Origin of the sequence: Fibrobacter sp. UWB2 (genome assembly GCF_002210425.1) — a bacterium.
GTDB lineage: Bacteria > Fibrobacterota > Fibrobacteria > Fibrobacterales > Fibrobacteraceae > Fibrobacter > Fibrobacter elongatus.
The window spans coordinates 1-23,843 of sequence record NZ_MWQK01000003.1 but is presented as its reverse complement, the minus strand read 5'-3'; the positions used below and the strand labels follow the sequence as shown (position 1 = coordinate 23,843).

Genomic DNA, 23,843 nt, shown 5'->3' with positions numbered 1-23,843 from the left:
TTTAGGGTAGATTCTTTATAGAAATTTTGGATTAAGGGATATAAAAATGAGCGTGGAAAGAGAATTGAAAAAAATCCTGGCCTATGCAGGTGTTGCTGCTGGGCTTTCTATGTTTGCGGTTGGGGCGAATGCGGCTCCGAACCCGAACTTCCATATTTACATTGCTTACGGGCAGTCCAACATGGCGGGCAACGGCGATATCGTACCGTCCGAGGACCAGGCAAATCCGCCCAAGAACTTTATCATGCTTGCTTCGCACAATGCAAATGCAAGCCAACGCAGCGGCAAGACGAATCAGTCTATCAAGACGGGCGAATGGTACCCGGCAATTCCTCCGATGTTCCATCCGTTCGAAAACCTCTCCCCGGCGGACTACTTTGGCCGCGCTATGGCCGATTCCTTGCCGGGCGTGACCGTGGGCATTATCCCGGTTGCCATCGGTGCTGTGAGCATCCGCGCCTTCGACAAGGATCAGTACGAAGCTTATTTCAGGGGCGATGGCAAGGACATCATGAACTGGGGCTGGCCCAAGGATTACGACAACAACCCTCCGGGACGCATTCTGGAACTTGCCAAGAAGGCAAAGGAAGTGGGCGTCATCAAGGGCTTCATCTTCCACCAGGGCGAAAGTGACGGTACCGATGCCAACTGGCGCAAGACCGTTTACAAGACCTACAAGGACGTGATTGATGCGCTTGGCTTGGACGAAAACGAAGTGCCGTTTGTGGCGGGCGAACTCCTCCAGGAAGGCCAGAACTGCTGCTCTAGCAAAAACGGCGGCATTGCCCAGCTCAAGCAAAATTTCAAGAAGTTCGGACTTGCCTCTTCCAAGGGCTTGCAGGGTAACGGCAAGGATCCGTACCACTTTGGCCGTGCGGGCGTGATTGAACTAGGCAAGCGCTACTGCTCCGAAATGCTCAAGCTTATCGACAAGACGATTGATCCGGATGCTCCGCCGGTAAACCTTGTGGACCCGAGCCAGTCTACGGTTCCGGATGAACCGCCCGAGGAATATGGCCCGTACACGGACCCGATTGAAATCCCTGGCAAGGTCGAAGCTGAAAACTACAACAAGGGCGGCGCCGACAAGGCCTATTACGATTTGAGCAAGGGCAACGAAGGCGGTAAGCTCCGCAAGAACGATGTCGATATTTACCAGCCGAACATGGGCATTGTCGTCGGTCACTGCCAGAAGGGCGAATGGCTCAAGTACACCGTAAATGTCAAGGCCGATGGCGATTACGGAATTGTAGCTAACGTCGCTGGCGACAATGGAACCGGTAGCATTGTGCTCTACATGGATGACAAGCGCATTGGCGATGAAATGGTGAACGAAGGCAAGGGCTTTGACACGTTCTCTATCGTCGATGGTGGCAAGGTTTCCCTGAAGGCTGGCGAACACGAACTGAAGATTGAAATTGCAAACGACTGGATTGATATTGACTATATCGAATTCAAGGAAATCAGCGCTCAGCCGCCTATCGGAATCAAGAATCTCCGCTTTAGCGCAACTGAAGCCGAAGGCTACTATAGCGTGTTCGACATGCAGGGTATTAAGCTGAGTTCGTTTACCGCAAAGGGAATGAACGAAGCGATGAATCTAGTGAGGGAAAACGCAAAGCTCCGCAAGCAGGCAAAGGGTGTGTTCTTTGTCCGCAAGAACGGGGAAAAATCTCTAACAAAAAAGGTGGTGATACATGAATAAAAACGAGTTGGTAGTTGTAAAGCAAATCGCTTTCTTCTTTGTCGTCGCTGTTGCTCTTGGCATCATGTACGGCTAATAAAATAAAATGAGAGAATAATACACGGGAAAAATTAGTGTGACTCCTATAGGGCCTCGGCAACCGCCGGGGCTCTTTTCGTATGGAGTCGGAGATCGCGGCGCGTTATCAAGAATGCGCAATGGTCCGCATTTATAAAAAGTAATCGGTGGTTTGAATGCCTGTTGGTGTGTGAAAAAAAATGAAATTTTTAGAAAATGGTGAAATTTACGTGAAAAAGGTTTGAAAATACGTGGCTTTCACGTAATATTTAAACGTTGTCTGTAGTTTTGAATGTGGAAAAGCTGGTTTTGGGGTGTTTTTCAAAATTTCAGTAGTTGACAACTATACAAGATAAAAGAATCGCCCCGGTTGCCCGGAGCGATTATGGTGTATATAGGATGAATTATGAAATCAAATTCATTACGGCAACGTGAAGGACTTCAGGAACGGCCAACCGACCTTGCCATCGCCCTGTTCATGACCACCACCCTGCTTGGTGCAGAGCACAACCTTCGTGCCGTCCTTGCAGTTGGAGTATTCGTTACAGCCGTTGGAGTTCTTGGACGGAGAGCCTGTGCAGCCATTCTTTTCTTTCCAGAAATTGAAGTTGCCTTCGGCACCCAAGAAGTTCAAACCGTCGTTGAATCCGCTATCGCCACCCTGGTAACGGCAGACGTTATCGTTTGTGCCGCGGAACATGATGATGGAAATCGGACGTTCCGGGTTGCACTTTGCGCTGTTGGTCTTGTTCAAGTCCATAGCTGCCGGAGCAACTGCTGCGTAAATGTCGGACATGAAGCATGCCACATGGTTACTCATACCGCCACCCATCGAGAAACCGGTTGCGTAAACGCGCTTGGTATCGATGCAGACCTTTTCTTCAACGGCCTTGATCATTTCACGAGAGAACTTGACGTCGTCATCGTTAGAGCAGCACGGACCCACGTTCCAGCCAGCACCCATCATGGACTTTCCACCAGTGCCATCTGGGTAGAGGGAGATGACGCCTTCCGGGTCAGTCTGAGACTTGTAAGTGGTACCGCTGAGCTGGCCCTGGCCGCTACCGCCGATCGGGTGGTAGTCAACAACGAGAGGTACCGGCTTGTCGCCCTTGTAGGCACTCGGCACGTGCATGATGAACGTACGGTTCTTGCCGTCGACGTTCACGGACATCTTGTGGTCGCCAGACTGGTAAGTCTTGCCAGTGCAGCTGATGACGTCTTCGACCTTGGCGCTGCTAGAAGAAACAGCGACGGAGCTAGAAGATGCCGGCTTTGCAGAAGAGCTCGATTCGGCCTTCTTGCTGGAGCTGGACGGCTGCTGTGTTGCAGGTTCCATCACGATGGCGATACCTGCTTCGGTGAAGCTCTTCATCGTGTAAGTATAGTTGTTGTAGCCTTCCTTGGCGAACATGAGGGTCGGCAGCGGGTCGCCATCCTTCATGAGGGTGACCGTCTTGCCAATCTGGTAAGTGTCGCGATTGCCGTCGGCGTTGACGCGGAGGTACTTTGCGCCCTTGGCGGTAGTCTTGTTCAAGTCGAGGCTGATGGAGCCGCTAACATTGTGCTGCGTCTTGGAGAAGGCGACCTTGCCGAGAGCGTCCATGACGGAAACAGTAAGCGTCTGGGCGTTGAGGCCCGAAATGGTAATGACGTTGTAGTTGAACTGGACGGTCGGTCTTGCGGCCTTGATGACCTTCAAGCCCATTTCGTCGTAGGCGAGGCTGAAACTACCGTCGGCTCCCGAAGTGGTTTCGACGTTTGCGTAGTTGAAAGAATTGATTTTTACACCTGCAAGCGGCTGCCCTGCTTTTGAGGACACGACACCATTGATGCTCCAAGCGAAAGACAGTGAGCTGAGTGCTGCTACTGTTCCTGCGAATGCCATGGATTTAAACATGGTCATAGCGACTCCTTTTTATAGTTAAACATTCCAAACTCTATTCATCCACCCGGTCCAACCAAATCCCCACAATCTTCGCTAGACCTATCCAAAATATAGATGGATGTTCCTCGGGTGTTGCGAATTGGTGTTGTGAAAAATTATAAAGCGTTGTGAAAATTGCGAAAAGGAATTTTTACAAAAGAGGCGCGGTTTTCGACACGTTTTCGGGGCCGTAATGGGGTGTTATTGATAAAAAATCCATAAAAAGGGCGTGCGATTGCGGGTTAAAACCATGTAAATGGGATAAATTATGATTGTTAATCTTATCTAGCCTTGGTTGGAAAAGGAGTGATTATGGGATTGTTTAGTAAGATGGCGAAGTCGGCTGTGGTTTTGGCTGCTTTTGCTGTAGTGAATAGTGCAGCCGTTAAGGTCAATAACCCGATCATGTATGTCGATAGCCCGGACCCTTCCATTGTCCGTGTTGACGATGCTTATTACATGGTCACGACGACCATGCATTTTGCGCCTGGCGTGCCGGTTTTCAAAAGCACGGATTTGGCGCAGTGGCGCACTGTGGGTTATGCCTACCAGACGCTTGCCAACAATGACCAGCAGAATTTGAATGGCGGCAGGGATGCCTACGGTAAGGGCTCTTGGGCATCGAGCATCCGCTACCACAAGGGATTTTTCTACGTGCTGACTCCGTCTTACACGACGGGCAAAACTCATTTGTACAAGACCGCCGATGTGGAAAGTGGCCAGTGGTCCGAAGTGCAGCTCCCGTTCTACCATGACCCTTCTTTGTTCTTTGATGACGATGGCACCGTGTGGGTGTTCTACGGCAGTGGTGACCAGATTAGCTACGTGCAGTTGAACGACGATGCTAGCGGCGTGAAGGCTGGTGGCCGTAGCGGTAAGCTCGGCGGCGTGAGCGTCAATCAGGCTACTGGTAAGAGCGGCTATATCGTGCAGCAGGAAGGCTCGCACATGGAAAAGGTGAACGGTGAATACTACCTGTTCACGATTTCTTGGCCGAGCGGTTCCTGCCGTACCGAAGTGGTTTACCGTTCTAAGAACCTCTTGAGCGGATATACAGGAAGAGTTTTCCTCTCAGATAACGGTGTTGCGCAGGGTGGCATTTTCGATACTCCCGATGGCAAGTGGTATGCGCTTTTGTTCCGCGATTCCGGCCCGGTTGGCCGTATGTCGCACCTGGTGCCGATGGAATGGAAAGACGGTTGGCCCGTGCCTACGAGCGGCTCCAAGGCTCCTTCGACAATTGACTTGCCGGAATCTCCGCTCCCGGGCTACGGCATGGTCACGAGTGACGATTTTGAATCTGGCGAACTTGCTCTCGAATGGCAGTTCAACCATAACCCCGATAACAAAAACTGGAGCTTGTCTGCAAATCCGGGATTTTTCCGCATTACCACGGGCCGCACGGATAGCCGTGTCGTGAATGCAAAGAACACTTTGACACAGCGTTCCTTTGGCCCTAAGAGTTCTGGCCGTACGCTTGTTGACGGCAAGGGCATGAAGGATGGCGATATTGCGGGTCTCGTTGCTTTGCAGGATGACAAGGGCTTTGTCGCGCTTGCTAAAGATGGCGGTAACTACAAGGTTGTGATGTATAGCGGAAACAAGGATGGCGAAAGACTTGTAACAAGTGAAAATCTTTCGGACTCCAAGGTTTATCTGCGAATCGATTTTGACTTGCCGATTGACCGTGGTACTGCATATTTCTATTACAGCACCGATGGTAGCTCTTGGAAAAAGATTGGCAACGATGTGAAGCTCAATTATGACCTCCACATGTTCGTGGGCGTGCGCTGGGGCCTCTTCAACTTTGCGACCAAGCAGGCGGGCGGCTATGCAGACTTCGACTGGTTCAAGGTCGGTACCGATGTGAACGATGAAATTTATCTTGATGGCGCTGGTTCTGAACCTGTTCCGCAGACTCCGTTCTGTGCCGCTGGCGAAAACTGCCCTGCAAATGCAATCCCGGGCAAGATTGAAGCTGAAAACTTTGACGTGCCGGGCAAGGGCAAGGATGGTTCCTCTTACTATGATGGCGATTCCGAGAACCACGGCGATAGCGACTACCGCAAGGGAACTGGCGTAGACCTTTACAAGAAGGCAACTGGCGTCATTGTGGGCTACAACAGTGAAGGCGACTGGCTCGAATACACCGTGAATGTGAAGGAAGCGGGAGATTACACCATGTTTGCGGCTGTTGCTGCTGCGGGTTCCACTTCGAGCTTCAAGCTCTCCTTGGATGGCAAGGACATTACTGAAGAACTCTCTGTGCCGGCGGCAAGTTCTGGCGAAGAAAATTATGACGATTATAACAAGGTAAAAGCAAACGTAAAACTCCCGGAAGGCGAACATGTACTCCGCTTCACGGTTGTTGGCTCTTGGCTTGATATCGACTACTTTACGTTCGTGAAGGGTGCGGATGCTAAGGATCCGGAAGAGACGATTGGCATCACAAAGGGCGTTCGCTATAATGTGCAGGGCGTGCAGACTTATGGCGTCTATGGCTTGAACGGTAAGTTCATCGGTCGCGTTGATGCATCCAACAACTTCGATGTGCGTAGCAAGGTGAACAGCCTCGTGAAGGAAAGCGGCGTGTACGTCGTCAAGTCTCTCACCACCGGCAACACCCTCCGCCTCTCCGTAACAAAGTAATTCTTCATATTAATTCATAGTTCCTCAAACACCCCCAAGGCTAGAAAGCGGATGCCAGAAGCGCAGCTTATGTGCATCCATTTTCTAGCCGTTTTTGGTTGTTCTGCAAACACTCCCTATCACACTTCCCAGAACAACCAAAGGGCTGAATCACATTCTGAAAGCTTGCTTTCCTGCGGGTATATCCAAGCCGTTTTTGGTTGTTCTTAAAACACCCCTATTACACATTTTATCCCCTCAACCCATTGTCAAAACCGCAATGGAAAATGTTTACCGCTAAGTGATAATCGCCAATCCAAAAGGTATTTTCTTCATAGGTAAAATGGGAAATAAACCTCAAGGAGTAAGAGGTATGTTTGGTAAAATTTTTAAGAAGGCGCACTGCGCCTTGACGGTTGCCGCCTTGGCTGGCTTCGCGACCTTTTCATTTGCAGACAACATTAATGTGAACGGCACGAACCGTACCATGAACGTGTATGCGCCGAGAAACATCGAAAAAAATCGCCCGCTCATCATCCAGATGCACGGCATGAATCAGGATGCCCCGTATCAGCAGAACGCTGCCAAGTGGGAGCCGATTGCCGATACTGCACGATTTGTGGTCGTGTTCCCGAATGGTCAAAACAAGGCCTGGGACATCGGTGGCGACAAGGACATCAATTTCCTCAAGGCGATTATCAACGAAATGTACAACAAGTACGGCATTGACAAAAATCGCGTGTATGTTTCGGGATTCTCGATGGGTGGCATGATGAGCTACCATGCGGCAAACAAGATGGGCGATATGATTGCAGCCATTGCCCCGGTTTCTGGTGGCGGTGGCGTGAACTCTCCCAAGCGCGCGATGCCGATTATGCATACGCACGGCACTTCCGATGACGTGGTGAATTACAACAGCACCGTGAATACCCTCAAGGGCTGGGTCTCTGCGCAAAAATGCTCTTCAAGTTCCAAGGTCACAAAGCCGTATCCATCAAGCAAGCCGGGCTCTGCCGCCTCTCTTGAAGTCTGGAGCGGCTGCAAGGATAACGTCGAAGTCCGCTTGCTCACCATTGCAGGCAAGGGCCACTGGTATTCCATGGACGAGGCGGTCAGTGTCAACACGAGCGTTGAAATCTGGAATTTTGTCAAGAATTATTCGCTGGACGGCTCTTCGCTTCCGCCGCCAATTCAGGTGCCGACCGACCGCGACAGCATTTTCAACGGCGGCTTCGATTCGACCGACGTGGCCTGGACTTTGCAGACTCACGGTAGCGCTGCTGCTACAGGTGACGTGAAAAATGGCAAGTATCAGCTTGACATTTCTGCCATCGGCACGGAAAATTACCAGGTGCAGCTCATCCAGCACGACTTGCATCTTGAAAAAGGACAGTGGTACGAAGTGAGCTTCGAAGCTAGCGCTGGCGCCTCCCGCACGCTCGAAGTAAACGTGGAACAGCACACGGATCCGTGGGCAAGCTACCTCACCGAAAAGAAGAATTTTGAAATCGGCAAGGAATCCAAGAAGTATTCTTTCCAGTTCCAGATGACCGCCGCCACCGACAAGGATTCCCGCTTGAGCTTCAATGCGGGCGCCTCGACAGGCACGCTCACGCTTGATAATGTCACGCTCAAGAAAATTGCGGAACCGGACCCGGGAACAATTGCACTTGCGCCATCTCTCCGCCTCCAAACGGCAAGCGGCAAGTTCGGTGTCTATAACCTTGCGGGCAAGCGTCTCGGATTTGTCGAAATCATCGAAAACGACGTGCCGAACATGCAAAAAACGATGAAAAATGCTGGCTTTGGCAAGGGCGTCTACATCTTGCGCTGCAAAACACGCTCGTTCATGATGCCCGTTGACCGTTAAAAAACTCTCTCTCACCAAGAGCGCTCCCTGGCTTCGGGGACGCTCTTTTTTTACATCTCTCAATAACTATCCACTAAAAACCAATGACTCTTGACTAATAAATAATAACTAATTATCCATCGTGGATAAAATGTCAAAGGAACATGTGTAATTCCTTTAATTTTTTTGTTTTTTAGGGGGTATTTTTAGTTTGGGGATGATTAATACTTAGGATATAGGAGTGCTTATGTTTGGTTTGAACAAGAAAAATGGTTGCAAGCTTGGAGTGTTAGCAACTTTGACTTTGGCGGGATTGGCATCGCAGGCTTTTGCTAGTGCTGACACTTTGGTGCTTACGCCGCCGCTGGGTTGGAACAGCTGGAACGTGTTCCACGAAAACATCAACGAAAAGCAGATTCAGGAAATTGCCGACGCGATGGTCGAATCCGGTTTGAGAGACGCGGGCTATGTGTTCCTTAATCTGGACGATAACTGGATGGACACCAAGCGCGATGCCCAGGGCAACCTCCAGAACAACCCGAAGACTTTCCCCAGTGGCATGAAGGCCATCGCTGATTACGTGCATAAGAAGGGCCTGAAGTTCGGCCTTTACGGCGACCGTGGCAAACGCACCTGCCACCATTACAATAGCAACTGGCAAAGCGAAAGTGGTTCCAATGGCCACGAAGAACAGGATGCCAAGAAACTCGCTGAATGGGGCGTTGACTACTGGAAGTACGATAACTGCGACTCGGATCCGAGAACGCAGGAAAAAGATTACACTGCAATGTCCAACGCTCTCCGCAATTCCGGACGCGACATCGTGTTCAGCATTTGCATGTGGGAATACAAGGACTGGATGCCGAAAATTGCTAACCTCTGGCGCACCACTTTCGACATTGGTCCCGAATGGATTTCGACTTCGTGGTACCGCGGCGTCTACGAAATTATCGATGCGAACAACAAGTATTGGCAGATTGCAAAGCCCGGTCACTGGAATGACCCGGACATGCTCGAAGTAGGTAACAGAGGCCTCTCTTACGAGGAACAGCGCTCCCAGATGACGATGTGGTCCATCATGGCTGCTCCCATCATGATCAGTTCCGATGTGCGCAACATGAGCAACGAGACTAAGGAACTCTACCTGAACAAGGACATGATTGCCATTAACCAGGACTCCTTGGGCGTTCAGGGCCACCGCATTTCTGACAAGAATGGCAAGCAGGTTTGGACCAAGCCTTTGAAAAATGGCGATATCGCCGTGGCGCTTCTCAATAACAACAATTCTACCCAGACCGTCGAATGCAACTTTAAAGACATTGGCGTAGAAGGCGAAGTAGAAGTCCGCGATGCCTGGAAAAAGAAGGATTTGGGACCGGTCTCTAGTGTTTCTATTGAACTCCCGGCTCATGGTTCTGCACTGCTCCGCTTGGTTTTAAAGCCAGTTCCGCGCGAACCGTTCAAGGGCAAGCCTCTTGACATTCCGGGTAAGATCGAAGTGGAAGATTTCGATGTGAACGGCGTGGGTCAGGGCAACACCACTTACAACGAAAGCGATACAGAAAATCACGGCGATTCCGATTACCGCCCGGGTACTGGCGTGGACCTTTACAAGAAGGCTACCGGTGTCATTGTTGGCTACAACCAGGCAGGCGAATGGCTTGAATACACCGTGAACGTTGCCAAGACGGGTACTTACACAATGAGCGCTTCTGTGGCTTCTGCTAATAGCACCTCGAGCTTCAAGCTCTCCATGGATGGAAAGGACATTACCGAAGAAATTGCGGTACCTGCTGCAAGCGAAGGCGAAGATAATTACGATGACTACAACACGGTTGAAGCGAAGGTGAGCCTGACCGAAGGCGAACACATTCTCCGCTTTACTGTAACCGGCGACTGGATGGACATTGACTGGATTGAGTTTACCGATGGAACGGTGGGGCTTGCAAAGGTTCGTCTCACGTCGTTTGAATCCGAAAATTCCTACAACGTGTTCAGCGCAACGGGTAAGCACCTCGGCCGCGTGGACTTGAATGGCGCTAGCATGCCGCAGGCGCTCAAGAACGCTGGGTATGCACGTGGCACGTACATGGTGCGCTCTGTCAAGGGTAGCCAAATCCAGCGTGTGAAAGTCGCTAAGTAAAATTTCTCCTCACAAACACATTCAAAATGCCTCGCGCTTCCGCGAGGCATTTTGTGTAATTCCGAATAGGAACAGCTATGGATAAACAGTCCACAATATCTTCCTCAAAACCATAAAAAAATAAGCTTTTCGAGAATAATTTTAGAGTGTTGTTAGGGCGTAATATGTTTGGTTTAAAAAGTGAGGTTAGGTATGAGCTTCCAAAAAATTGGCCATTTTATCGCAGTCTCGGCACTCTTCCTTGGTGCAACTGTTGCTACAGCCGCTGATCAGGCTACATTCTATGTCGCTCCCAATGGTAGCGATTCCAACAAGGGTACCGAAGAGGCCCCGTTCAAGACCATTACGCAGGCACAAAAGGCTGTGCGCGCCATCAACGGCACCATGACGGGCGATATTTCGGTCATTCTCCGTGGCGGTACCTACCAGCTTTCGTCTACGGTCAATTTTACTGAGGCTGATGGCGGTAAGGATGGTTTCTACGTCCGCTATAAAGCCTATCCGAACGAAACTCCGCTTATTACGGGCGGTATCCCGATGTCTGGCTGGACGATTCACGATGAAAAGAACAACATCTGGAAGGTCGAAGGTGTCGATGCCCGTTTCCGCCAGATGTACGTGAACGGCAAAAAGGCAATTCGCGCGCGTATGCCGAATTTGCTCGATAACGGCGACCATAACTTCTTCCGCTTGAACAAAGTGGACTCTGCCGGCAGCGCCTTCCTCGTCAACAACAGCGATATTGGCGAAGCCAACTGGAAGAATTTGAACAAAGTTGAAATCCACTTGATGATTGCCTGGGCCGAAAGCATTTTGCGCCTTGAATCGGCTACAAAGAACGGCAATGTCACAAAGCTTGAACCGCGCGACCCTGAAAGAACAAAGCTCTTTAAGCGCAAATACCCGATGCTTGGCACGGCTTTCATGAGCAATCCGCCGAAGCAGCAAGTTTACTACCTTGAAAATGCTTACGAATTTATCGATCAGCCGGGCGAATGGTACTTGGACGAATCGACTGGTACGCTTTATTACAAGGCCCGCGCAGGCGAAAACATGGCGACCGCAAATGTTGTCGTTCCGCGCGTCAATACGCTCTTCAGCATCCTCGGTAAGGATACTAAGAACAAAGTTGGTTACATGTCTTTTGAAGGCATAACCTTTGCAAACTCCAATTTCTTGCGTCCGAGCGAAGAAGGCTTCCTGGATTTGCAGGCAAGTATGTTCAACATTGACGTGCTCCCGGAAAATGGCCGCCTCGGCAGCAATAAGTTCCTCCTCTGGCGTCCGGATGCTGGTTTCCGCGTCGAAAATGCGCACCATTTCAAAATCAAGAATTGCACGTTCACGCAGATGGCTGCAACTGGTCTTGACTTTGTCTCTGGTACAAATGATGACGTGATTGAAGGCAACGTATTCTATGAAATCGGCGGCTGCGGCATTATGCTCGGCAAGTTCTCTCAAGACTCCACGACCGAAATTCACATCCCGTACAATCCGAAGGACAAGGACGAAATCAGTACCCGCGATACAATCCGTTACAACCTCGTGACAAACGTGACGAATGAACATCAGGGCGCTGTGGGCATTGCCGCCGGGTATCCGCGTTATGTCGTCATCGAAAATAACGAAGTGTCCTATACAAACTATTCCGGTATCTCTGTGGGTTATGGCTGGACCAAGAGCGAAACAGCCATGACGAACAACAAAATTAATAAGAACAACATCCACCACATTGCCCGTTTGCTTTGCGACTCCGGTCCGATTTATACATTGAGCAACCAGGGCACGGGTAGCGAAATCAAGGAAAACTACATCCATGATATGTCCCAGTCCAAGTGGTCGGATTACTGGATTTTGCCGATTTATCTTGACGAAGGCTCTAGTGGCTTTGCTGTCGAAAACAACTCTTACAAGAACGCTCCGAGCGGCGTTGGCCGTAACGCTCCGGGTCAGTTTACCGAAAAGAACAACGGTGGCTACATCGCTTCTGTTGCCGAAGCTGCGGGCCTTCAGGGCGAATTCAAAAACATCGGTGACCGCATCAACACCATCCCGCTTCCGGACTTCTCCAATGTGGTTCCGCAGGCTCCGTTTGTCGAAAACATGACAATCCCGGGCACCATCGAAATGGAAAACTACGATGAAGGTGGCCAGAGCGTTTCCTTCAACGACAAGGACTTTGTGAACGAAGGCGGCGCCTACCGCGAAGATGGCGTGGACATCACTCAGATTGATTCTACCGACAAGACTAAGGGCTATGCTGTGGGTTACACGCAGGCTGGTGAATGGATGGAATACACCGTGAATGTCACAGCTGGTGAATACGTGTTCCTTGCAAACGTGGCTTCTGGTCTCGAAGGCTCTAGCTTCCAGCTCTTCATGGATGGCAAGGCGATTAGCGATACGATTGTTGCCCCGAAGGGCGAAGACTGGAATACTTATGGCACGGTTGAAGGCAAGACGACCGCTCTTGAAGCTGGTGAACATGTGCTTCGCGTGGCCATCACGGGCGCTTACCTGAACATTGACTGGATCAAGTTCGGTAAGTCCGCAGATGAAATCATCTCCATCAAGCCGAGCGTCCGTTACGGTTTGAACATGGATATCTCCCGCAGCTCTACGCTGAACGTGTTTGATATCCGTGGCCAGCACATGGGCGTCATCCGCGTGATGGGCATGCCGACAACGAGCTCTGTAATGCAGGCTATGCATGCAAAGAACTTCAAGTCTGGTGTCTACTTTGTCCAGAGCGTGAACAAGGCATTTGGCAAAATGATTCAGGTAAAATAATTTTGGAGTGGGATGACTATGAAACTTACAAATAAACTCTTGCTCGCGTTTGGACTTGGTTTTGCGTCCAATGCGCTTGCTGAAAATCCGATTATCCAGACGTACTATTCGCCGGACCCGGCTCCGGTCGTGTTTGGTGATACCGTTTGCGTGTACACGGGAAACGACGAAGGCGGTTCCTTCTTTACCATGCACGGTTGGCGCGTCTCTTGCACCACCGATATGGTGAACTGGACCGATATGGGCGAACTCATCCTCACGAATGAAAACTTTGGTGGCAATGCCAAGAAAAACGGTGACTGGGCTGCTCAAGTTGTTCGTCGCAATGGCAAGTATTACTACTACGTGACTGTAGAATCGACTCGCGGTGGCCGCGCTATCAACGTTGCCGTGGCAGACAAGCCCGAAGGACCGTTCAAGGATGCGCGCAATGGACAGCATCTCGCAGGCCCGAACTGGGATTACATTGACCCGACCGTTTGGATTGATGACGATGGCCAGGCATGGCTCTACTGGGGCAACCCGAAACTCTATTACGCCAAGCTCAAAGAAAACATGATTGAGTTCGATGGCGACATCAAGGTGACGGACATGAGTCGCGGATTCTCTCCGAGCGGCAACTCCGTTTACACTGAAGGTCCGTGGATTCACAAGCGCGACAAAAAATATTACATGATTTACGCTTCCCATGGCGTGCCCGAAAAGATTTCATATTCGACAAGTGATTCTCCGACGGGACCGTGGAAGTGGGGCGGCGTCATCATGGATCAGGGCAACGGGACTGCGTTCACAAACCACTCCGGTCTCATTGACTTCAAGGGCCGTAGCTTCTTCTTCTATCACAACCAGAAGAACGTGAGTGGCGGTGGCTATAGCCGTTCTACTGCGGTTGAAGAATTTACCTGGAATGCTGACGGTTCGATTCCGACCATCAAGTCTACGAATGATGGCGTCAAGAAGCCGATTAAGAACCTTGACCCATTCACTCGCGTTGAAGCCGAAACGAAGTCTTGGGTCGGTGGCATCAATGTCGATAAGAGCGGTGGATATACCATCATCAAGCATGTGGCAAAGCAGGGCGATAACGTCTACCTCACCAACATGGGCTCGAACTTCTATACAAAGGTTCGCTCTGTGGACATGGGTGATGGCGCAGACCGCATCATTGTATGCACGAGAGGTAATGGCGGTAAGATTGAACTCCACGCTAAGTCCGAAACTGGAGCAACACTTGCAACGATGAATATTCCGGCAAGTTCTAGCTGGCAAGAAAACACCTTCGACTTGAAGGATGCTGCAGGCGTTGAAGACTTGTTCTTCGTCGTCAAGCAGGGTGGTTTCGATTTCGACTATTGGTACATGGAAAGCGAAAAGACTGCTATTCCGCAGACTCCGTTCAAGGAAGTCGCATCTGCAATCCCGGGCAAGATTGAAGCGGAAGATTACGATGTCGGTGGTCACAACAAGGCCTTCTACGATAACGACCGCGAAAACAAGGGCGGCGCCTATCGCGAAGATGAAGTGGACATCGTGCAAATTGACTCTGCGGACAAGTCTAAGGGCTTCGCTCTCGGTTACACCGAGGATGGCGAATGGGTGGAATACACTATCGATAACCAGATTGCGTCTGAATACACGGTTCGTTTGAACATGGCTACGGCATCTGATGATGTCGGCGTCCAGTTCTTCATTGATGACAAGGAAATTACCGATGTCATCAAGGCCGAAAAGGGCGAAGATTGGGATCATTATTCTACGGTTGAAGCAAAGACCAAGGAAATCCCGAAGGGCGAACATGTACTCAGAATGCAAATTGTCGGGAACTTCGTGAACGTGGACTGGTTCAAATTCTGCATGGGCTTTGATTGCGAAGAAAGCTCGATTGCTCTCCCGAAATCTCGCGTGGAACTCCAGATTCCTGAAAAGATTTACGCAGTCTTTGGCATGACCGGCAAGTTCCTCGGCAATGTTGAAGTGAACGGTCAGAGCGTAGCCAAGTCCATCCGCGCCGCAGGCTTTGTGCCGGGTGTGTACATGGTCCGCAGCGTAGGCCAGTCCAAGACCTTCCGCGTCCTCGTGAAGTAAAACGGAACTAGTAAAATTTCAGAATGGCGACCTCCGGGCCGCCATTTTTTTGTCATAAAAAGTCCTGACATCTCGAATTAGAACATTCCAAATCGCAATAAATAAAAACTTTCCTGCGCGTTCGACCTTTGATAAAATGTCCACAGAACCTTGTTTTAGAGGTGAAAAAAATTTCGTTTTTGGGGGTATTTTTGAATTAGGAATATGATAAGGGAGGACTTATGAACTTTGGTTCTAGTTTGTCTTTGGTTTTGTCTGCTGGACTATTGTCCGCAGTATCTTTGTTTGCCCAGCCCAACGATGAATGGAATGGCAAGCCAAGAATTTTTGGTGTGAATAGGTTGAACCCGCACGTGACTTCGATGCCATATACGACAGTCGAAGAAGCTGTGAAGGGCGACCGTCACGCTTCGGAATGGTACCAGACGCTTTCGGGCGAATGGAGATTTTACCATGTCGATAAGCCTAGCCAGCGTAACAATGATTTCTACAAGGACAACTATGATGTATCCAAGTGGGATAAAATCAAGGTTCCGAGTTCTTGGCAGCTTTTAGGCTATGACCATCCGATTTATACCAACGTTATTTATCCGTGGTCCCAGAACAACCGCGTTTCTGCACCGTATGCTCCGACGGATTTTAACCCGGTCGGTCATTATCGCCGTACGTTCACGGTTCCCGAAACTTGGGACGGCAAGCGCATCCGTTTGCACTTTGAAGGTGTTGAATCCGCTTACTATGTATGGGTGAACGGCAATTATGTCGGCTACAGTGAAGATACTTTCACGGGTCATGAATTCGATATCAATAAGTACCTCCGCAAGGGCGAAAACAACATCTCCGTGCAGGTGTTCCGCTGGTGCGACGGTTCTTGGCTCGAAGACCAGGACTTTATCCGTCTTTCCGGTATTATGCGCGATGTGTATATCTACGCTGTGCCGCAGGTCCATATTCAGGACTTCCAGATTGATGCTACTCTTACGAACAACTACAAGGATGGTCTCTTAAAGACGACCGCTTGGATTTACAATTCTACGGGCAAGCAGTCTGGTGATTACACCGTGGAACTTTCTTTGTACGATGCTTCCGGTGCCGAAGTGATTAAGCCGACTTCCCAGAAGGTTTCCGGCATTGGTCCGAATGGAGCCGAAAAGAGCGTCCACTTCGAAATTCCGTATTCTTCTCCGAAGCGTTGGTCTGCTGAAACGCCGGACCTCTATACCGCAGTGCTCACGTTCAAGGATGCTGACGGCAAGATTCTCCAGGTTGAAAGTAACAAGATTGGCTTCCGCAAGATTGAAATCAAGAAAGACAATGGTGCTCCGCGTTTGTACGTAAACGGCATGCCTGTGAAGTTCCATGGTGTGGACCGTCACGAACTTGATCCGGATAACGGCCGTGCTGTGACTTACGATCGTATGGAAAAAGACATTATCCTCATGAAGCGCTTCAACATCAACGCGCTCCGTATGTCTCACTATCCGAACAATCCGGTGATGTACGATCTCTGCGACAAGTACGGTATTTACGTGATTGACGAAGCGAACGTCGAAAGTCACGGTGCAAACAATGACCTCCCGAAGAATAGCGATGATTGGCGCGCTCCGGCTGTGGACCGCATGAATTCCATGGTGCAGCGTGATAAAAACCATCCGTCCATTATTCTTTGGTCTCTCGGTAACGAAGCCGGTAACGGTAACGTGTTCGCCTCGGAACGTCAGCGTGCTCATGAAATCGACTCTACGCGCTTTGTGCATTACGAAGGCGACTGGAACAATGCCGATGTGAACAGCTGGATGTACTTTGGTCCGGATGCAATTCAAAATTATAGGGATGCCAACAAGCCGATTATGTTGTGCGAATACGAGCACGCAATGGGTAACTCTGTGGGTGATTTGCAGGAATACATGGACGCCTTCTACGGTAACCCGCGCTCTTTCGGTGGCTTCATTTGGGACTTCATTGACCAGGGCCTGCGCCACAAGGGAACTCCGTACTTCGAATTTGGCGGTATGTGGGGCGACTGGCAGAACGACGACAACTTCTGCGCTAACGGTCTCGTGTTCCCCGATCGTAAAATCCAGCCGGAAATGTGGGAAGTCAAGTACCAGTACAGTCAAGTTCGCGTCCATAACGTAGACGCCGCAAAGGGCAAGATTGAAATTGAAAGCCGCTACCTCTACAAGAATCTTGGCGACTTCCTCGATGCCTTCTGGCAGATTAAGGAAAACGGCAAGGTCATTAAGGAAGGTAAGATTGACGGGTCACAGATGAACATCGGTCCGAACCAGAAGAAAACCGTAACGATTGACATGCCAAAGATTGAAACGACAGTCGGTGCCGAGTACTTCCTGGATATCGATTTCCGCCTCAAAAAAGATGAACTCTGGGCTAAGGCGGGCTACAGCATCGGTCATGAACAGTTCGGCATTGATTTAGGCCAGCTCTGGTCTACTGAAATTGATGTGAGCACCATGGAGGCTCACAAGGTCACTAAGAACAATGGTCTCACGATTGAAGGCTCTGATTTCAAGATTAAGTTTGACGAAAAGTCCGGTACGCTTGCAAGCTACGTTCTTGATGGCGATACGATTATCAAGAACGGCGGCCGTCCGAACTTCTGGCGTGCCCCGATTGATAACGACAAGGGCTTCAACATGGAACGCGGCCATGGCGAATGGCGCAAGGCAAGCAACAACCGCTCTGTCACTTCCGAAGTCAAGGAAGTTTCCGCTCGCGAAACGCAGGTGACGTTCAATTTCGGTTTCCCGGATGTCGGCAGCACCCGCATGAAGCTTACGTACACGGTTTACGGCAGTGGCGATATCGTTGTGGAATACACGCTCAATCCTGATGGGTCCAAGAGCTATTTGCCAAACGTGGGTACGCTCTTCACTGTTCCTGGTGGTTACGAAAAGGTCCGTTACTTTGGTCGTGGTCCGGATGAAAACTACATCGGACGTAACCGCGGTAGCTTCATGGGACTTTATTCGACGTATGCAGACTCTATGACCGTCATGTACATGGAAATTGGCGAAACGGGTCAGCGCACCGATGTCAAGTGGGCAACGCTTACAAACGAAAAGACCGGCAAGGGCCTTATGATTGTGGGTAACCCGCGCATGGAATTCAGCGCCCAGCACTACACTCCGGAACAGCTCACTAATGTAAAGCTCCCGTGGGAACTCAAGCGCGACAAGGATATCACGCTCCGTGTGGACTTGCACCAAATGGGTGTCGGTGGCATCAACTCTTGGGGCGCAGAACCGCTCAACGCTTATCGCCTGAATGCCAATCGCGAATACTCTCACAAGTTCCGCATAGCTCCGATTCGTAAGCAGTTGAACGATCCGACAGAATACTCGCTGCTTGGTTTCACGAACTTTGGCTGGAACAAGGAAATTCCGCCTGCAAAATACGGCCGTGACGAGATCAACAAGATTTACGAAAATCAGCCGGAAAAGGATATCACGGAAGGTGCAAATCCTGATACGGAAGGGATTATTCCTGTAGCGCTCCCGGGCAAGATTCGTGACCTCTCTGTCGCAGAAAAGAACTACAATGTCTTTGATGCTCAGGGCAAGAAGGTCGGTGCGTTTACGACTCGCGGTGTCGAAGACCTCCATGCGATTACGTCTGGGCTCGTCAAGAATTCTGGCGTGTATATCGTGAAGTCCAAGAACGGTGGCCAAGCCTTCCGCATCACCGTTAAGAAGTAAGAAATAATCGATTGAAGAACTGTCATCGCGAGGCTTCCTACAGCGCCCCGCGATGACTTTTTTATTTGTATGAAAAATGATAAGTTGATTTATATGATGGTGTAAGCGAGAAAGGCTATTAAATAATTTAATGATGACAATAAAACGTCAAGAGAATGGACGCGTCGGCCAAGGATGGGGAGGGTGCAGGGAGGGGCCCGTGCGGCCTTCGCAACTCTGAGCTGGGGCCCCGCCCGCATGACGTACATTTTGCATTCAAAAAGATTTTTGGTCGATGAGACCCTTTTCTATTGATAAAAAATCAATGAGAAGAATTCTAAACCTATATGAAAACCCCTCTCCGAGGGGTATTTTTTATAAGGGAAAACTGTCATCCTGGAGAGTTCGTAGAACTCGATAGGATCTATGAAAACAGTGTGTTTTGGTTATGAGGAAAACACTATGTTTAAAACAAAGAAATCTTTTGCAAGTCGTATCCTTGGTACTGCAGCAATTGCTTGTGCAGTAGGTTTTTCAAGTGCTGTCGCGACAACGGACAATCCGCTTACGCTTTGGTACAATAGTGATGCCGGTACCGAATTCACGAATGCACTCCCGATTGGTAACGGCTACATGGGTGGCCTCATCTACGGTGGTGTCGAAAAGGATTACATCGGCCTTAACGAAAGTACGGTCTGGTCGGGCGGCCCTGGCGATAACAACAAGCAGGGCGCTGCAAGCCATTTGAAAGATGCCCGTGATGCCTTGTGGCGTGGCGACTATCGCACGGCAGAATCCATCGTGAGCCAGTACATGATTGGACCGGGGCCTGCAAGTTTCCAGCCGGTGGGCGATCTTGTGATTTCTACTTCGCACAAGGGTTCTTCCAATTACCGCCGTGAACTTGACCTCAAGACTGCAATCGCAAAGACTACCTACACGGTGGGCGGCGTCAAGCATACCCGTGAATATTTCGCAAGCTATCCCGATCACGTGATTGTCGTTCACTTGTCTGCGGACAAGGATGGCTCGGTGAGCTTTGGTGCAACGATGACGACTCCGCACCGCAATAACCGCATGACCTCCAGCGGCAACACGCTCATTTACGATGTCACGGTCAACTCCATCAAGTTTCAGAATCGCTTGACTGTTGTTACCGATGGCGGCAAGGTCAGCGTCGTAAACGGCAACATCAATGTCGAAGGTGCAAACAGCGCAACGCTTATCCTCACGACCGCTACAAACTTCAAGTCTTATAACGATGTGAGTGGCGATCCGGGTGCTATCGCATCCGAAATCATGTCGAAGGTTGCAAAGAAGTCCTATGAAGATTTGCTTGCAGCACATCTCAAGGATTACCAGACGATTTTCAACCGCGTCAAGCTGGACCTCGGTACGGCGGACAAGAGCGCAGGCGATATCACCTCTACCCGCGTCAAGAATTTCAATTCCACGAACGACCCGTCTCTCGTAGAACTTCATTACCAGTATGGCCGTTACTTGCTCATCGCAAGCTCCCGTAAGGGTGGCCAGCCGGCCAACTTGCAGGGCATCTGGAACAAGGACACGAACCCGATTTGGGGCAGTAAGTACACCACGAACATCAACCTCGAAATGAACTATTGGCCGGCAGAATCCGGCAACCTCGAAGAATGCGTTTGGCCGCTCATTGACAAAATCAAGTCCATGGTGCCGCAGGGCGAAAAGACTGCTAAAGTGCATTGGGGCGTTGACGAAGGTTGGGTAGAACACCACAATACCGACCTCTGGAACCGTTCTGCTCCGATTGACGGTGCGTGGGGACTTTGGCCGAGTGGCGCTGGCTGGCTCAGCACGCACCTTTGGGAACACTTCCTCTACAATCCGACCGACAAGGAATACCTCAAGGATGTTTACCCGACGATGAAGGGTGCCGCACTCTTCTTCGTGAACAGCCTCGTCGAAGAACCGACTACGGGCAACAAGTATTTAGTCACCGCTCCGAGCGATTCCCCGGAAAATGACCACGGTGGATACAACGTTTGCTTTGGTCCAACGATGGACAACCAGATTATCCGCGACGTTTTGAACTACACGATTGAAGCTTCCAAGATTCTCGGCGTTGACGAAGATGTCCGTGCCAAGATGGAAGCAACCGTCAAGCGCCTCCCACCGACAAAGACGGGTAAGTACGGACAAATTACGGAATGGCTCCAAGATTGGGATGATCCGAACAACAAGAACCGTCACATTTCTCACTTGTACGGCCTTTTCCCGAGTGCTCAGATTACTCCGGAAGAAACTCCGGACTTGATCAAGGGCGCAGGCGTTACGCTCCAACAGCGCGGCGATGATGCTACCGGTTGGTCTCTCGCTTGGAAGATTAACTTCTGGGCACGTATGCACGATGGCGATCATGCTTACAGAATGATTCGCATGCTTCTCACGCCGAGCAAGACTTACAATAACTTGTTCGATGCACATCCGCCGTTCCAGATTGATGGTAACTTCGGTGCTGTCTCTGGCGTGAACGAAATGCTCATGCAGAGCCATAACAACAGAATTAATCTTCTTCCGGCACTCCCGTCGCAGTGGGCAAACGGAACTGTCAAGGGCATTCGCGCTCGTGGCGGTTTTGAAATTGATTCCATGGCATGGAAGGGCGGCAAGCTGACCTATGTTGCAATTAAATCTCTCGTCGGTAGCACGCTTAATGTTGTGTCTGGTACAAATAAATTCTCGACTTCGACCGTTCCAGGTAAGGTCTATGAATTCGATGGCAATCTCAAGGTGACGAACGCTCCGTTCGAACCGCTCGAAATTTCGGACAAGATTCAGGCTGAAAACTATGTGGCTATGGACGGCGTGCAAATTGAAGAAGATTCTGTTGGTACTCCGAACATCGGCTGGATCAATGATGGTGACTGGACGCAGTACTACATAAATGTCCCGGCTGCAGGTAGCTACGTCTTGACGGGTCGCGTTGCCACAGGCTCCGAAAAAGAAAGTGTCATCACGGTCACGGATTCTACGGGCAAGATTCTCGGAACGCTCTCTGTGGACCCCGCAAAGTCTAAGGGATGGAACGACTGGTATGAATCTTCTACGAAGATTACGCTCCCGGCGGGCAAGCAAAAGCTCACGTTCACGTACACTGGCGAAGACACTTACCTTGGCAACGTAGACTGGTATAATTTGAAGTCTGATCCGACGGCACTCCCGCAGGCCCAAATGCGTAACGCTTCGCTCTCCGTAAGTCGCGTGCCGTACTCTCACGCATCCGTTGCGCTGATGGTGAATGCCCCTGCAAATGATTACGTTGTCCATCTTGTTGGTGTGAACGGCAAGTTCATTGGCTCGCAGCGCGGCCACGGCGAAGGCCTCGCCGAGTTTGGCAAGAACGCTTCTCTCGCACCCGGCATGTACTTTGCCATCGTCAAGAGCGGCTCCATGCAAAAGACCATGAAACTCACTGTCCATTAAACTTGTCACCCCGCACTTGTTGCGGGGTCACCTTACACACTTTCCTCCTCACTCACAAAGGCCCTGGACTTGCAAAAGTCCGGGGCTTTTTCCCATCGTCATTCCCGCGAGATCGGGAATCCATACAAATGTCGTTTTGAAACCATGTAATTCGCACCATCTTCTAGAATAAATGATATGAATGATCATGAAAAGTTATATTATTGTATCTGCGAAGAGTAAATGTCTCAAAAGTCATGGGGTGTTTGCAAAAATGAAAACCATACGAGAACCTATCTCCCTGCACTTCCCATACTTCTGTTGAGGTGATATATGAAAAAATTATGGATGTTGCTTGTATCGATAGTCTTGTGTTTTGTGGCGTGTGATATGCCTGCAACCGGAGGAAATCCAGGTGAGGGAGAATGTTCCTATATAATGAAAGAGCATGGAATAATGACAAATTTCATTAGGATTATCTGTCCTTTTGATTCTATTTGTGATGTGAAATTTTCTTTTGGACCTGTAGCTGTTCCTGATGATTATGGTTGTGTTGCTGGGTTTGAGTATAAATTTGTGCAGGAAAATGAAATAAAAATTGTAAGAAAAAATTATTTTCATTCAGAGCTTAATCAAAACACTAGTGTTGATTTGGTTCTTGATTCGAATAAACGCGCAAGTATATCCCTTATCGATATCAACAACGTTGAAAAGAAATACGACATCGACCTTTCTGGAATAATTAATTCCTATACCGTTCGTGGCGATTCTGTTGACGTAAATGTGATGAAGGGGTGTAGGATTACAGTTATTTCGACCCCTCGAAACATAGAAATATATGGAAATGTATATCCTGAAAGTTTTTTTACTTTTTCTGCTAAGGAAGCACTTAGATCATGGTTTGGTTATGACTGTTCTTGGTTTGAACAAGGTCCTTCGGGAATGGATGACTTAAACATTCATGCTGAGATATACTGGAAAAAGTAATCATCTGCAACGGTGTCTAGAACATCGTATGTGTATGAAAATCTGGATGGGACGCTTGTAAAGAACCCTTATAAAGGAACCTATCTCCCTGCACTTCCTATACTTTTGTTGAGGTAGCTTATGAAAAAATTATGGCTGTTGCTTGTATCGATAGTCTTGTGTTTTGTGGCGTGTGATATGCCTGCAACTGGAGGTAATCCTGGTGAGGGTTCCCTGTGTAAAGGGGTGACAAAAAATCATGCAAATAAATATTATTTTGAATTAACGCTGAAATGTCAGTATGAAGAAAAATGCGGTTTAAAACTTTTTTTTGATGCTGGCTATTATAGGGATTCTTTAAGTAGTCGTTGTTTTTCTGATTATGAACTGGATTTTGTAACAACAGAAACTTCAAAAAAAGTTCTTTCTGCAAAAGAATATAATGTGCCTTTGGAATCAGATGACCATTTGCGTTTTTCCCTTATCGACATCAACAACGTTGAAAAGAAATACGACATCGACCTTTCTGGAATAATTAATTCCTATACCGTTCG

11 protein-coding genes are annotated in these 23,843 nt (G+C 49.5%); 10 read left to right on the top strand and 1 reads right to left on the bottom strand.

All coding sequences use genetic code 11. From position 1 onward, the window contains the following. The first annotated feature begins 64 nt into the window (after nt 1–64). The gene (locus B7982_RS06320; RefSeq protein WP_233138404.1) at nt 65–1,705 is read left to right on the top strand and encodes a sialate O-acetylesterase; all 1,641 of its coding nucleotides are present in this window, start codon (nt 65–67) and stop codon (nt 1,703–1,705) included. A 478-nt stretch (nt 1,706–2,183) separates the two neighbouring features. Here B7982_RS06320 and B7982_RS06315 read toward each other — a convergent pair whose 3' ends face one another. Then, nucleotides 2,184–3,668, bottom strand: coding sequence for a PHB depolymerase family esterase (locus B7982_RS06315; RefSeq protein ID WP_088660032.1), 1,485 nt, complete (start codon nt 3,666–3,668; stop codon nt 2,184–2,186). A gap of 333 nt (nt 3,669–4,001) precedes the next feature. Between B7982_RS06315 and B7982_RS06310 the strand changes: the two genes are divergently transcribed. From B7982_RS06310 to B7982_RS06270, 9 genes are all read left to right on the top strand, one after another. Then, nucleotides 4,002–6,338 carry a family 43 glycosylhydrolase gene (locus tag B7982_RS06310; protein ID WP_088660031.1) on the top strand — a complete coding sequence of 779 codons (2,337 nt, stop codon included), beginning with the start codon at nt 4,002–4,004 and terminating at the stop codon, nt 6,336–6,338. Nucleotides 6,339–6,690: 352 nt separating this feature from the next. Next, nucleotides 6,691–8,187: a carbohydrate binding domain-containing protein gene (locus B7982_RS06305; protein ID WP_088660030.1), complete on the top strand. Its 1,497-nt coding sequence runs from the start codon at nt 6,691–6,693 to the stop codon at nt 8,185–8,187. 226 nt (nt 8,188–8,413) lie between these two features. Next, entirely contained in the window at nt 8,414–10,309 is a 1,896-nt protein-coding gene (locus B7982_RS06300) for a carbohydrate-binding protein (RefSeq protein ID WP_088660029.1), read from the top strand. 192 nt (nt 10,310–10,501) lie between these two features. Beyond that, on the top strand, nt 10,502–13,099 hold the full coding sequence (locus B7982_RS06295; protein WP_088660028.1) for a carbohydrate-binding protein: 2,598 nt from the start codon (nt 10,502–10,504) through the stop codon (nt 13,097–13,099). Nucleotides 13,100–13,117: 18 nt separating this feature from the next. Beyond that, nucleotides 13,118–15,184, top strand: a complete 2,067-nt coding sequence (locus B7982_RS06290) for a family 43 glycosylhydrolase (protein ID WP_088660027.1) — start codon at nt 13,118–13,120, stop codon at nt 15,182–15,184. A gap of 221 nt (nt 15,185–15,405) precedes the next feature. After that, nucleotides 15,406–18,903: a glycoside hydrolase family 2 TIM barrel-domain containing protein gene (locus tag B7982_RS06285; RefSeq protein ID WP_088660026.1), complete on the top strand. Its 3,498-nt coding sequence runs from the start codon at nt 15,406–15,408 to the stop codon at nt 18,901–18,903. A 441-nt stretch (nt 18,904–19,344) separates the two neighbouring features. Then, the gene (locus B7982_RS06280; protein ID WP_088660025.1) at nt 19,345–22,344 is read left to right on the top strand and encodes a glycoside hydrolase N-terminal domain-containing protein; all 3,000 of its coding nucleotides are present in this window, start codon (nt 19,345–19,347) and stop codon (nt 22,342–22,344) included. A gap of 312 nt (nt 22,345–22,656) precedes the next feature. After that, complete coding sequence (locus B7982_RS06275) at nt 22,657–23,310, top strand: hypothetical protein (protein WP_088660024.1); 654 nt, start codon at nt 22,657–22,659, stop codon at nt 23,308–23,310. Nucleotides 23,311–23,430: 120 nt separating this feature from the next. Then, the coding region (locus B7982_RS06270) for a hypothetical protein (protein ID WP_144065929.1) at nt 23,431–23,843 on the top strand (413 nt) is incomplete at its 3' end.

What these genes read in the sequence shown, in the direction of transcription:
- B7982_RS06315 (WP_088660032.1), bottom strand. Translation starts at nt 3,668, where the DNA reads ATGACCATGTTTAAATCCATGGCATTCGCAGGAACAGTAGCAGCACTC.
- B7982_RS06310 (WP_088660031.1), top strand. Translation starts at nt 4,002, where the DNA reads ATGGGATTGTTTAGTAAGATGGCGAAGTCGGCTGTGGTTTTGGCTGCT.
- B7982_RS06305 (WP_088660030.1), top strand. Translation starts at nt 6,691, where the DNA reads ATGTTTGGTAAAATTTTTAAGAAGGCGCACTGCGCCTTGACGGTTGCC.
- B7982_RS06300 (WP_088660029.1), top strand. Translation starts at nt 8,414, where the DNA reads ATGTTTGGTTTGAACAAGAAAAATGGTTGCAAGCTTGGAGTGTTAGCA.
- B7982_RS06295 (WP_088660028.1), top strand. Translation starts at nt 10,502, where the DNA reads ATGAGCTTCCAAAAAATTGGCCATTTTATCGCAGTCTCGGCACTCTTC.
- B7982_RS06290 (WP_088660027.1), top strand. Translation starts at nt 13,118, where the DNA reads ATGAAACTTACAAATAAACTCTTGCTCGCGTTTGGACTTGGTTTTGCG.
- B7982_RS06285 (WP_088660026.1), top strand. Translation starts at nt 15,406, where the DNA reads ATGAACTTTGGTTCTAGTTTGTCTTTGGTTTTGTCTGCTGGACTATTG.
- B7982_RS06280 (WP_088660025.1), top strand. Translation starts at nt 19,345, where the DNA reads ATGTTTAAAACAAAGAAATCTTTTGCAAGTCGTATCCTTGGTACTGCA.
- B7982_RS06275 (WP_088660024.1), top strand. Translation starts at nt 22,657, where the DNA reads ATGAAAAAATTATGGATGTTGCTTGTATCGATAGTCTTGTGTTTTGTG.